The 12,003-nt window shown below is 63.2% G+C and carries 12 protein-coding genes; 6 read left to right on the forward strand and 6 right to left on the reverse strand.

Annotation, left to right across the window (positions count from 1 at the left end; genetic code table 11):
* Positions 1-154 precede the first annotated feature (154 nt).
* Entirely contained in the window at positions 155-541 is a 387-nt protein-coding gene (locus AC1DOG_RS18005; RefSeq protein WP_477929927.1) for a hypothetical protein, read from the forward strand.
* 6 nt (positions 542-547) lie between these two features.
* Here AC1DOG_RS18005 and AC1DOG_RS18010 read toward each other — a convergent pair whose 3' ends face one another.
* Complete coding sequence (locus AC1DOG_RS18010) at positions 548-793, reverse strand: hypothetical protein (protein ID WP_018899034.1); 246 nt, start codon at positions 791-793, stop codon at positions 548-550.
* Between the two features lie 105 nt (positions 794-898).
* On the opposite strand from AC1DOG_RS18010, the gene AC1DOG_RS18015 reads away from it, so the two are divergent.
* Positions 899-1,096 (forward strand): hypothetical protein, encoded by a 198-nt coding sequence (locus AC1DOG_RS18015; RefSeq protein ID WP_477929929.1) that lies wholly within the window; start codon positions 899-901, stop codon positions 1,094-1,096.
* Positions 1,097-1,188: 92 nt separating this feature from the next.
* Positions 1,189-1,464, forward strand: coding sequence for a hypothetical protein (locus AC1DOG_RS18020; RefSeq protein WP_477929930.1), 276 nt, complete (start codon positions 1,189-1,191; stop codon positions 1,462-1,464).
* Between the two features lie 3 nt (positions 1,465-1,467).
* Here the strand turns inward: AC1DOG_RS18020 and ppdK are convergent, their stop codons facing one another.
* The 5 genes from ppdK to AC1DOG_RS18045 all read right to left on the reverse strand — a co-directional run bounded on the left by ppdK (position 1,468) and on the right by AC1DOG_RS18045 (position 9,695).
* Positions 1,468-4,140 (reverse strand): pyruvate, phosphate dikinase, encoded by a 2,673-nt coding sequence (gene ppdK, locus AC1DOG_RS18025; RefSeq protein ID WP_477929931.1) that lies wholly within the window; start codon positions 4,138-4,140, stop codon positions 1,468-1,470.
* A 395-nt stretch (positions 4,141-4,535) separates the two neighbouring features.
* Positions 4,536-7,997, reverse strand: a complete 3,462-nt coding sequence (gene smc, locus AC1DOG_RS18030; protein WP_477929933.1) for a chromosome segregation protein SMC — start codon at positions 7,995-7,997, stop codon at positions 4,536-4,538.
* A 135-nt stretch (positions 7,998-8,132) separates the two neighbouring features.
* A complete protein-coding gene (locus AC1DOG_RS18035; RefSeq protein ID WP_112944516.1) occupies positions 8,133-8,825 on the reverse strand; it encodes a DsbA family protein in 693 nt (230 codons plus the stop codon).
* 165 nt (positions 8,826-8,990) lie between these two features.
* Positions 8,991-9,170: a hypothetical protein gene (locus tag AC1DOG_RS18040; protein WP_477929935.1), complete on the reverse strand. Its 180-nt coding sequence runs from the start codon at positions 9,168-9,170 to the stop codon at positions 8,991-8,993.
* A gap of 36 nt (positions 9,171-9,206) precedes the next feature.
* Positions 9,207-9,695: a DUF721 domain-containing protein gene (locus AC1DOG_RS18045; protein WP_111564363.1), complete on the reverse strand. Its 489-nt coding sequence runs from the start codon at positions 9,693-9,695 to the stop codon at positions 9,207-9,209.
* Between the two features lie 97 nt (positions 9,696-9,792).
* On the opposite strand from AC1DOG_RS18045, the gene mutY reads away from it, so the two are divergent.
* The 3 genes from mutY to AC1DOG_RS18060 are packed head-to-tail and all read left to right on the forward strand — an operon-like array spanning position 9,793 to position 11,864.
* Complete coding sequence (mutY, locus tag AC1DOG_RS18050; protein ID WP_477929937.1) at positions 9,793-10,887, forward strand: A/G-specific adenine glycosylase; 1,095 nt, start codon at positions 9,793-9,795, stop codon at positions 10,885-10,887.
* On the forward strand, positions 10,888-11,496 hold the full coding sequence (locus AC1DOG_RS18055; protein WP_477929939.1) for an HAD family hydrolase: 609 nt from the start codon (positions 10,888-10,890) through the stop codon (positions 11,494-11,496).
* Between the two features lie 2 nt (positions 11,497-11,498).
* Positions 11,499-11,864, forward strand: a complete 366-nt coding sequence (locus tag AC1DOG_RS18060) for a nuclear transport factor 2 family protein (RefSeq protein ID WP_477929941.1) — start codon at positions 11,499-11,501, stop codon at positions 11,862-11,864.
* Positions 11,865-12,003 lie beyond the last annotated feature (139 nt).

Genomic DNA, 12,003 nt, shown 5'->3' on the forward strand with positions numbered 1-12,003 from the left:
AAACTGTTGTCTTACGCGAGCGTGTCCAATCCACGATGAAGCCACGTTTTAGACCACCAAAGCGGGCATGGATTACGTGAGCATTTTCTGATATTGAGTTGATTTCCCGCAGTTGCAGCATGTTCATCGGTCACGGACGAACAGGAGAAAAGCAATGATCGCATCCGAGCTTGCAGTGGAAAGCCCCATGCCGACGCTATCAGGGGCCGATGCGAGCGATCCGCTTCTGCCGATGGAGCTTCTGGAGCTCGAGCTTTCGCTCGAAAGCTATGATGGCGACAGCGACTTCTGCGATGCGGTGCGCACGGCGGCGGGCAAGGGCGGCGGCGAATTCCTGTTCGATCTGCCGGCCGAAGGGCTGATCGATGATTGCAAGCGGATCGCGGTGCTGCGCATCCCGTCCGCTTCGACGGACATGCGGATCGTGCTCGCGGTGCTCGATCAGAACGGCACCGATATCCGCATGGAAAGCCCGGCGCCGGAGACCGCCCATATCGCGCAGTTCGCCGATGCGTTTATCGAGGTGCTTGAGCGGTTCTAGTCTCGTTTAGTCGCGGCCCGAGGCGGCTTCCGCCAGCGTGCGGAAGGCGAACTTGCGGCCGCATTCGCATTTGATCACACTGGTTTCCTGAAAATTGGTCTGGCGCTGGACGAAAAGTCCGCGCGGCAGCTGGTCGATGTTGAAGCCCGGATGCTTGCGCTTCGGATCGTCCGTCTCGGAGGCTTCGGCGAAGCCGCTATTGCCGCATTGCGGGCAGGTCAGCTTTTTCGAGAATCGATCACGCAGTGCCATCAGTCGCTTCCATTTCCGTGAGGCGTCTTCTTATAGCGGTTCTCATCCGGGCGAAAGCCGGAACCAAAGCTTGAGGGCATCGTTTTCCCTTGAAAGGAGACAATCATGCCCAATCGCGACCCAATCCCCGTGCCCACGCCAGAGACCCCGCGCGGCCCGACGCCGACACCCGGCATTCCCGACCGCGTGCAGGAAAAGCCGCCGCTGACGCCAGCCCAGGATCCCGGCGATAGCAAGAACCCGAACGACCCGACGCTCGATCCGGCGCTTTTGCCGATCGGCGATCCGGTCGGCGCCGCGTGACAAGTTTTGCGGCTGACGGAGTTTTGTGTTGACGGCCGGGCGGGCTTGGCGTCTGCTATTTCCAGCAAGATCAATCCGTTGAAGATGAAACCATGCGTATTCTCCCGCTGACGCTCACCATCGCCGCGATTGCGATCGGCCTTTCGGCCTGCCAGACGGTGACGCCGGAAGAGCGGCGCGCGGCCGATGAGCGGCAGTGCTTGGGTTATGGCTTCAAGCGCGGCACCGAAGGCTTTGCTACCTGCCTGCAACGCATCGATCTCAACCGGCAGGCGCAGATGCGGGCCGACAGCGACTACGTGATGCGGGACATGTCATGGCGCATGGGCGGCCCCTATTACGGCGGCCCCTACTATCGCTATCGATAAGCTCTACCGAAGCGACCTCTCCTTGATCGCCGCCTGCGCCGCCGCCAATCTGGCGATCGGCACGCGGAAGGGCGAGCAAGAGACGTAGTCGAGACCTATGCCCTCGCAGAAATGGATCGAGGCCGGATCGCCGCCGTGTTCACCGCAGATGCCGAGCTTCATGTCGGCGCGGGTTCGCCGGCCGCGCTCGGTGGCGATGCGGATGAGTTCGCCGACACCATCGAAATCCAGCGAGATGAAGGGGTCATGCTCGATGATGCCCTTGCGCTGGTAGGTCGGGATGAAGGCCGAGGCGTCGTCGCGCGAAATGCCGAAGGTGGTCTGCGTCAGGTCGTTGGTGCCGAAGGAAAAGAATTCGGCGGCTTCGGCGATGATGTGGGCGCGCAGTGCCGCGCGAGGGAGTTCGATCATCGTGCCGACCAAATAATCGATCTGCATCTCGGCTTCCGTCATTACGTCGCGGGCGATGGCATCGATGCGATCCTTGACGTAATCGAGCTCGGAGCGAAGGCCCACAAGCGGCACCATGATCTCCGGCACGACGGCGGCGCCCGTCTCGCGTGCCGCATGGACGGCTGCCTCGAAAATGGCGCGCGCCTGCATCTCGACGATCTCGGGATAGGAGATGGCCAGACGGCAGCCGCGATGGCCGAGCATCGGATTGAACTCGTGCAGCGCATCGACGCGCTGGCGAAGTGCTGTTGCGTCCATGTTCATGGCGGCCGCGACATCGGCGATTTCCTCGTCGGTCTTCGGCAGGAATTCGTGCAACGGCGGATCGAGCAGGCGGATCGTCACCGGCAGGCCGTGCATGACGTTGAAGAGGCTCTCGAAATCCTCGCGCTGCATGGGGAGCAGCCTGTCGAGCGCAGTGCGGCGGCCGGCCTCGTCTTCCGCCAGGATCATCTCGCGCATGACATGGATGCGCTCGCCCTCGAAAAACATGTGCTCGGTGCGGCAAAGGCCGATGCCCTCGGCGCCGAAGGAGCGAGCGGCGCGCGCATCCGCCGGCGTATCGGCGTTGGTGCGCACGGTCATGCGGCGAACGCGGTCGGCCCATTCCATGATGCGGCCGAAATCGCCGGAGAGCGCCGGCTGCACCATCGGCACCTCGCCCTTCAGCACCTGCCCGGCCGATCCGTCGATGGTGATGATATCGCCCTTCTTCAGCGTCACGCCCATGCCGATCAGCCGCTCGTTGCGCAGATCGATGCGCATGGTGCCGGCGCCGACGACGCAGGGGATGCCCATGCCGCGGGCAACGACGGCCGCATGGCTGGTCATGCCGCCACGTGTCGTGAGAATGCCTTCGGCGGCATGCATGCCGTGGATGTCCTCCGGGCTGGTCTCGACGCGCAGCAGAATGACCTTGCGCCCCTCCTCTTCCGCCATGACAGCCTCTTCGGCAGTAAAGACGATCTCGCCGGATGCCGCACCCGGCGATGCCGGAAGGCCGGTGCCGATCACCTCGCGCGCAACGCGGGGGTCGATGGTCGGATGCAGCAGCTGATCGAGCGAGGACGGCTCGATGCGCAGCACCGCCTGCTCCTCGGTGATCATCTTCTCATCCACCATATCGACGGCGATCTTCATCGCCGCGCGGGTCGAGCGCTTGCCTGATCGCGTCTGCAGCATCCACAGCGTGCCGCGCTCGATGGTGAACTCGATATCCTGCATGTCGAGATAATGCGCCTCGAGACGGTCACAGATCGCCACGAACTCCCTGAAGGCTTCCGGCATCAGCTTTTCCATCGACGGCCGGTCGGAGCCGGAGGAGATGCGGGCCTCTTCAGTGATGCTCTGCGGCGTGCGGATGCCGGCGACGACATCCTCGCCTTGGGCATTGACCAGAAACTCGCCGTAAAGCGACTTTTCGCCGGTCGACGGGTTGCGGGTGAAGGCCACGCCCGTGGCCGACGAATTGCCGAGATTGCCGAAGACCATGGCCTGGATATTGACGGCGGTGCCCCAGCTCTCGGGAATATTGTGGAGATGGCGATAGGTGACGGAGCGGGCGCTCATCCAGCTCGAAAACACCGCACCGACAGCGCCCCAGAGCTGCACCTGCGGATCCTGCGGGAACTCCTCGCCGAGTTCTTCTTCCAGCACCGCCTTGTAGAGATGGACGACGTGCTGCCATTCGCTCGCGGTCATCTCGGTATCGTATTCGTAGCCGTGGCGGGCCTTCTCGTCTTCCAGGATTTCCTCGAAGACCTCGTTGTCGAGCCCCATGACGACATCGGCGTACATCTGGATGAAGCGGCGGTAGCTATCCCAGGCAAAGCGCGCGTCGCCGGCATCGTGGCCGAGCGCCTGGACGGTCTCGTCGTTGAGCCCTAGGTTCAGCACCGTGTCCATCATGCCCGGCATCGACACGCGCGCGCCTGAGCGGACCGACAGCAGCAGTGGGCTAGCGCCAGCGCCGAAGCGGCGGCCGGTGACGGCCTCGATGCTCGATATGCCCGACAGCACCTGCTGGCGCACCTCTTCCGAGATACGGCGGCCGTCGCGATAATAGGCGGAACAGGCGTCGGCGGTGATGGTCAAGCCGGGGGGAACGGGCAGGCCGAGGCTGCACATCTCGGCGAGATTGGCTCCCTTGCCGCCCAGCATTTCATGGTCGAGCGCCCGCCCCTCCGCCGCGCCATTACCGAATGTATAGACCCACTTGGTCATGCTCTCCCCAACACCAAAATCGGGATCAGCTTAATCCCTTGGTGTTAAAATGAAAATCGCACAAATACGGCCAAAATGTTGCAGTGCACAACATCCGCGTATTCAAGCCGTTTGAATTTTCAGGAAGAGTAATAAAGCTTTGCGGGACCGCAACAAAGTCCCGCAAAGCCTTATTTCCGTCCGGCCAGGAAAACCGGACGGGGGGTTCAGCATGCCGATACAACGTGGAGGAAGCCTCAACACATGCGCACGGCAATCTGTACGCAAAACCGGTGGCGCGATCCTCGCGGACCGCACATACAGTTTCTTCTAATGCAAGATGGGTAAAAAGGCATCACCTTATTGGGTGAGAAAGCTACTCAGAGGCGACCTTTTTTGGGTGTTTCGCCTTGACCTCAGGCGATCTCGCGCAATTGTTCCGCAGTTTGCAGGTCGACAGAGACCAGCTGCGACACACCCTGTTCCGCCATCGTCACGCCGAAGAGGCGGTTCATGCGGGCCATGGTGATCGGGTTGTGGGTGATGATGACGAAGCGCGTCTCGGTGGAGGCCGCCATCTCGTCCATCAGGTTGCAGTAGCGCTCGACGTTGTGATCGTCGAGCGGTGCGTCCACTTCGTCGAGCACGCAGATCGGCGCCGGGTTGGTGAGAAACACCGCGAAGATCAGCGCCATCGCCGTCAGCGCCTGCTCGCCGCCCGAGAGCAGCGTCATGGTCTGCGGCTTCTTGCCCGGTGGGCGGGCGAGGATTTCGAGGCCCGCTTCCAGCGGATCGTCGGATTCGATCAGCTGCAGCTCGGCCGTGCCGCCACCGAACAGATGGGTGAAGAGGCGCTGGAACTGGGTGTTGACCACATCGAAGGCGGCGATCAGGCGCTCGCGACCCTCGCGGTTCAAGCTCTGGATGGCGCCGCGCAGCTTGCGGATCGCGTCGATGACGTCGTCGCGCTCCTTGATCAGCGCCGCCAGCCGGTCGCTCAGTTCCTTCTGCTCTTCCTCGGCGCGCAGGTTGACGGCGCCCAGCCGCTCGCGCTCCATCTTCAGCCGCTCAAGCTCACGCTCAACCTCGCGCAGATCAGGCATCGCCTGCATGGCGACGAGACCGGCCAACCTGAATGCTTCGTGCGGGGCAACGTTCAGCGCCTCGCGGATGCGCGCCTCGCCCTCCACGCGCTTTTCGCGGGCCGAAACCAGGCGCTCTTCGGCGCGGCCACGGCGTTCGCGGCTTTCGGCAAGCTCCGACAGCGCAATCGCCGCCTTGTGATCGACATCGCGCTGCATCAGCTCAGCCTCTGCCAACAGATCGGCGGCCGCGCGGCGTGCGTCGTCAGCCTTCTGAAGCTCGTTCAGCAGCCCACGGCGCTTGTCGTCGAATTCGTCCGGCGCCATTTCGAGATCGGCGGCTTCCTCGCGCGCCTCTTCCTCGCGGTCGCGCAGCGTCGCGATGTGGTCCTCGGCGCTTGCGGCGCGCTGGCGCCAGGTCTCGCGCTCCTGGCCGATTGCGATGATGCGGCGCTGGCGGGCGTCGTTTTCGCGGTTCAGGCTCTCGTGGCGGGCACGGGCTTCGGCAAGGGCGCCGCGATYGGTCGCCACATCGGCCTGCTGCAGTCGCAGGCGTTCGTCGAGTGCGGAGAGATCCGGCGCGTCGTCGAGCTCGATGCGGGCGTTTTCTTCCTGGATGGCGATGTCTTCAAGCTGGCTCTGCAGCTGGCTGACGGCTTCGGCTATGACATCGCGGCGACGGATGAGATCGCCGGAGGCGCGCTCGGCAGCAGCCAGCGCCTCGCGGGCTTCCGCCAGCTGGCGCGCCGCCATGCGCGCGGTATCGCGGGCTTCGGCCAGGCGATGTTCCTCGCCCGAAATGGCTTCGGCCGCGATCGCCAGTTGCTCTTCGGCCTCAGTGAGCACATCGCGAGCGATCGATGCTTCGCTCTCGAGCTCGGAGAGACGGTTCTTCTGTGCGAGACGGAGTGCTGCGGCACTCGGCGCATCGGCGCCGGTGACGTGGCCATCCCAGCGATAGACGGCGCCATCGCGGGTGACGAGGCGCTGGCCGGGCTTGAGGCTCGCCATCAGGCCCGGCGCATCGGCGTCGGAGACGAGGCCGATCTGCTTGAGGCGGCGAGCAAGAGCGGCCGGCGCGCGGACATGGGTGATCAGTGGCGTGACGCCAGAGGGCAGCGCCGGATCGGCCGCGCCATCGCCGTTCTCCGACCAATGGGCGGGCGCCTTCGGGTCGAGCGGGGATTCGAGATCGTCACCGAGTGCAGCGCCCACGGCGGTCTCGAAACCGCGATCGACCTTGAGATCATCGGCGACCGGCGCGAATTCGCCCGGGGTGGCGCCGGATGCCAGCATGCGGGAAATGGTGCGCGCTTCGGTCTCGATGGCGTTCAGCTGGGCGCGGGCCTGATCGACCGGCGCGCGCGACATCGCCTCCGTCTGGCGGGCAGCGGCCAGCGCCTGTTCGACCGCCTGGATGGCGGCTTCCGCCTCGGCGACAGCGCTTTCGCCTGCTTCGACCACCATGCGCTTCTCGTCGGGATCGGGCAGCGTCGCGATGCGCTCGCCGATGCCTGACAGCTCGCGATTGGCCTCGTCCATCTGGCGCTCGAGCCGCATCTTGCGATCGGAGAGATCGCGGATGGCGCGTTCGAGCTGGTTGCGGCCCGCGGCGGCCTCGGCGCGTTCCGATGTCAGGCCGGCGAAGATGCGCTCGCTGTCGGCGAGCTTGGCGGCGGCTTCCTCGAAGGCCTCGCGGGTCTCTTCCGCGTAACGGCCGGAATCGGCGAGGATCTCGTTGATCTCGGCTTCCTCGGCATCGAGGCGCTGCAGGATCTCGGCGTTGTCGGCGACGAGCCGTTCCTCGCGACGGATATCCTCCGAGAGCTGCGCCAGGCGGCGGGTGAGCTCGTCGCGGCGGCGCAGGATGCGGTTGGCGTCTTCTTCCAGTTGGGTCTTGGCGATCTGCAGGCGCTGCAGGGCGGCCGCGGCGCGGGCTTCGCCCTCGCGCAGTTCAGGGAGCTTGAGGCTCGATATGCCTTGCGACTTGGCGGCCTCCATCTGCATCTGCGCCTTTTCGGCGACGATGGAGGTGGCCTGGTTCAGCGCGCTGTCGGCCTCGGCTTCAGCCTCCTTGGCCTGCACCCAGCGGATGTGCAGGAGCATGGCCTCGCGAGCGCGAATATCGGCGGAGAGCGACTTGAAGCGATTGGCCTGACGGGCCTGCCGCTTCAGGCTCTCGATCTGGCTTTCGAGCTGCGACGTCACGTCGTCGAGACGTTCGAGATTGCTTTCGGCGGCGCGCAGGCGAAGCTCGGCCTCGTGGCGGCGCGAATGCAGGCCGGAAATGCCGGCTGCTTCTTCCAGCAACTGGCGGCGGGCCTGCGGCTTGGCCGAGATCAGCTCGCCGATACGCCCCTGCCCGACCATCGACGGTGAGCGGGCGCCGGTGGAGGCATCGGCAAAGAGCAGCTGCACATCCTTGGCGCGGCTTTCCTTGCCATTGATGCGATAGACCGAGCCCTGCTCGCGCTCGATGCGGCGCGTCACCTGGATCTCGTCGCTGTCGTTGAAGCCGGCAGGCGCCGTGCGGTCGGCATTGTCGAGATAGAGCGCCACCTCGGCGGTGTTGCGGGCGGGGCGATTGCCGGAGCCGGAAAAGATCACGTCGTCCATGCCCGACGCGCGCATGTTCTTGTACGAGTTCTCGCCCATCACCCAGCGAAGTGCCTCGACAAGATTGGACTTGCCGCAACCATTCGGCCCGACGACACCGGTCAGGCCGCGCTCGATGACGAATTCGGCGGGTTCGACGAAGGATTTGAAGCCGACGAGGCGGAGCTTGTTGAACTTCATGTGGTGGACCTCGGAGCGCGGAGCCCCCTCATCCGACCCTTCGGGCCACCTTCTCCCCGTGGGGGAGAAGGGAAAAGCAACGAAAAAACGGGCGCACGGCTTCCGCCGTCGCCCGTCTTATAGGAACGGCTCAGCTTAAAGCAGGCTGTCGATAAGGGCCGACATGATGTCAACCGACATGTCTCCAGAGTAGCGCTTCCCGTTGATGAGGAAAGTCGGCGTGGCGTTGACGCCGAAATCCTTGGAACCCCGTTCCCGCGTCGCGTTCACTTCATCCAGCAGCTTCTGGTTCGTCAAGCACTTCGTGAAGCTTTCCTCACTAAATCCAGCGAGTTTGGACATCTGGAGCAGTGCGGCGCGGCCATCTTCGGCGGCGGCCCAGGTCTGCTGCTGCTTGAAGAGCATCGAGACCATCGGGAAATACTGCTCCGGCGTGCTCAGATCTTCAGGCTTGGACGGATTGCAGCGAGCCAGCATGAAGGCTGCGGCGGCGCGCGGGTCGAAGGGGAATTCGCGGATGATGAAGCGAGCCTTGCCGGTGTCGACATACTTCTTCTTGATCTCGTCGAAAGTCGTCGTGTGGAAGTGCGCGCAGTGCGGGCAGGTCATCGACATGTATTCGACGATTGTGACCTTGGCGTCGTCCTTGCCCAGCACCATTTCCGGCAGAGCGCCCGGCTTCAACACGGCTTCCATGTCGACATCGCCGTCGGACTTCGGAATTTCCACAGCCGCATTGGCGCTGCTGAAAACCGCCATGCTGGCGGTCGCGGCAGCAACGCCGCCCAGGAGCTGGCGCTTGGTCAGTTGCATTTCGGACATCTGCATAATTTCCTCATAAACGAGAGTAGCGGCTGGAAGTGCGATATAACGGCTGACGGCCGCGAACAAGGCACGCGTGAACGAGTTTCTTCAAACAATTGTGACCTTGATGGGACGAAGGGGCGGGAGTGGCAAGCAACTGGTGATTTTATTTGGCACGGAAGGCGGCGTTTAGTCCTTGCCTTCGCGTCTCATGCGCTCAGCATGGCGACGCTCGATGCGATCGAAACCGACCTCGGCATCGATATCAGGCCTTGGGTCGTCGATTGCTTCGCGAATTTTTCTACGCATCACCTCATCCGAAAGAGGCGTAGTCTCGCCTGTTGTGCCAAATGACCGCTTGTTTGACATTCTTATCTCCTCGCCACGCTTGCAGCCGTAAAATGTCTACCGCCCCTTCTTCCCCAACACTGCCGTGCCCAACCGCTTCACCGCCTCGCGCAGCTTTTCATTGTCGATACCCTCCATCATCCCCTCCAGCCGGCGGGCCGCCTCGCCTTTCAGCGGTGGCGGGGTGCGGGAGCGTTTGAAGGCTTGGGAGACCGGCTTCTGGACGATGCGGATCTGGTGGACGGCGGAAAAGCCGAAGAAGCTGTTGATGCGCTGGATGAGTTCGCCCTGCGCATGTGTCAGAAACAGGGCTCGGGCGCCCTCGCAGGCGATGGTAAGCACGCCTGGGCGGAAGCTGCCGTCATCGCCGCCGCGCGCCCAGGCGATCTTTTCCGGGCGGGTGCAATCGGCGAAGTCCTCGCCGGCGATCTCATCCCAGGAGCCGAGCAGCGCCGTGTTGATGCCGGCGCGCTTGGCAAGCACGGGGTCGATCAGGCCGTTGGCCAGTTCGGAGATCTGTTTTTCACCTTTGCGTGGATAACTCATGGAAACCTTTGGATGCCGCCGCTATCGGGCGCCGCCGCCTTGATCGGGCGACAATGCTTCGCCAAGTATAGGGCACTTCCCCTCCGCACGGCAAATGATGACCTTAAAGACCCTCACCGCGCCCTCCGCAAAGCCCCTGCTCGACTGGTACGATCGCCATCATCGCGACCTGCCCTGGCGTGTTTCGCCGCCGATGGCAAAACGCGGGATCAAGGCCGATCCCTATCATGTGTGGCTTTCCGAGGTCATGCTGCAGCAGACCACGGTTCCAGCCGTCAAAGCCTATTTCCTGAAATTCCTCGCGCGCTGGCCGACGGTTGATGATCTCGCCGCCGCACCCAGCGAGGACGTGATGGCGGCATGGGCGGGGCTTGGTTACTACGCACGTGCCCGCAACCTGAAGAAATGCGCCGAGGCGGTGGCGTACGATCATGGCGGCGTGTTTCCCGATACCGAGGAAGGGCTGAAGGCGCTGCCGGGGATCGGCGATTATACCGCAGCCGCGGTGGCGGCGATCGCGTTCAACCGGCAGGCTGCCGTGATGGACGGCAACATCGAGCGGGTGATTTCGCGGCTCTATGCGATCTCGACGCCGCTGCCTGCAGCCAAGCCCTTGATGAAACAGAAGGTGGCGCTGCTGACGCCGGCGGACCGGCCCGGCGATTTCGCCCAAGCAATGATGGATCTCGGCGCCACGATCTGTACGCCGAAGCGGCCGGCATGCGCGCTCTGTCCCTTCAACGGATCGTGCGAGGCGCTGGCGCTTCACGATCCCGAGCATTTCCCGGTCAAGGCTGCCAAGAAGGCGAAGCCCGTTCGCGTCGGCGCGGCCTTCGTGGCGGTAACCGCTGATGGTGAGGTTCTGTTGCGGCGCAGGATCGAGAGCGGGTTGCTTGGTGGCATGACCGAGGTGCCGACGACGGGCTGGACGGCGCGGATCGACGGCGAGACCTCGGCGGACGCCGCCCCCTTCCCGGCCGACTGGCAACCCTCGGGCACCGTCACCCATGTGTTCACTCATTTCGAGCTCAGGCTTTCGATCTGGCGCGTGGCGATCCCCGCGAGGATCGAAGGGGATGACGGATGGTGGGAGCCGGTTACAAATCTTGACGCGCAGGCATTGCCCACAGTCATGAAAAAAGCGATCACATCGGCTATTCCACGCGCGTTTCAACAGTCCAAGGACGGATAAATGCCTATTGATCATATCGTTTTCGATATCGGAAAAGTTCTTATCCATTACGATCCTGATATTCCCTTCAGCCGCATCATTCCGGATGCGACCGAGCGGCAGTGGTTCTTCGACAATGTCTGCACCCACGACTGGAACATCGAGCAGGATCGCGGCCGGACATGGGCGGATGCCGAGGCGCTTTTGATCGAGACGCATCCCGATCGCGAAGAGCATATCCGCGCCTTCCGCAAGCACTGGCACGAGATGGTATCGCATTCCTACGACGACAGCGTCGCGATCATGGAAGGGCTGATCGCAGAAGGCCGCGACGTGACGATGCTAACGAACTTCGCTTCCGACACGTTCCGCGAGGCGCAGGTGCGCTTCCCCTTCCTGACCAAGCCGCGCGGCGTTACCGTCTCGGGCGATATCGGCCTGATCAAGCCCGACATCGCGATCTACGAAGCGCACACCGAGAGCTTCGGCCTCAATCCGGCAACGACGATCTTCATCGACGATTCGGCACCCAACATCGAAGGCGCCAAGAGGGCGGGATGGGACGCGGTGCTCTTCACCGGCGCCGAGCAGCTGCGAGCCGATCTTGCAGAACGTGGCGTGAGGGTCTGACCATGGCATTCGATCCAGTCAAGGAAATCACCCTGTTTCACGACGCGATCAACAGGCTCGATTATCAAATGATCGAGGACTATTTCGCCGAGGACGCGACCTATGTGTCCAACGGCGTCGGCAGTCTTTCGGGCCGCGACGCGATCATGACGGCGTTTCGCAAATATTTCGACGACTATCCTGACCAGACAGCCTTCAACAAGCTGGTTGAGCGCGTCAGCCCCTATGCCGGGCGCGCCGTATGGTCGGTACGCGCCACCCACAGCAAGACCGGCAAGCCGCTGGTGCGCGAGGGCGAGGAAACGATCACCTTCAACGAAGAGGGACGCGTGACGCGGGTGGACGTGAAGGACTATCAGGACTTCTAAGCCGGAGAAGCTGCCGGACCTCCCTCCCCCGCGAAGAGAAACCGTAAATCTCTCATCGCCTTAGGAACAATCAGCGCCGTTGACGGTTTTGTGAGGACCCGCGCATGACGCGGTTTCGAGCAAACGATAAGTCAGCCGT

The sequence above is a fragment of the Rhizobium sp. 01N48 genome, assembly GCF_056399145.1.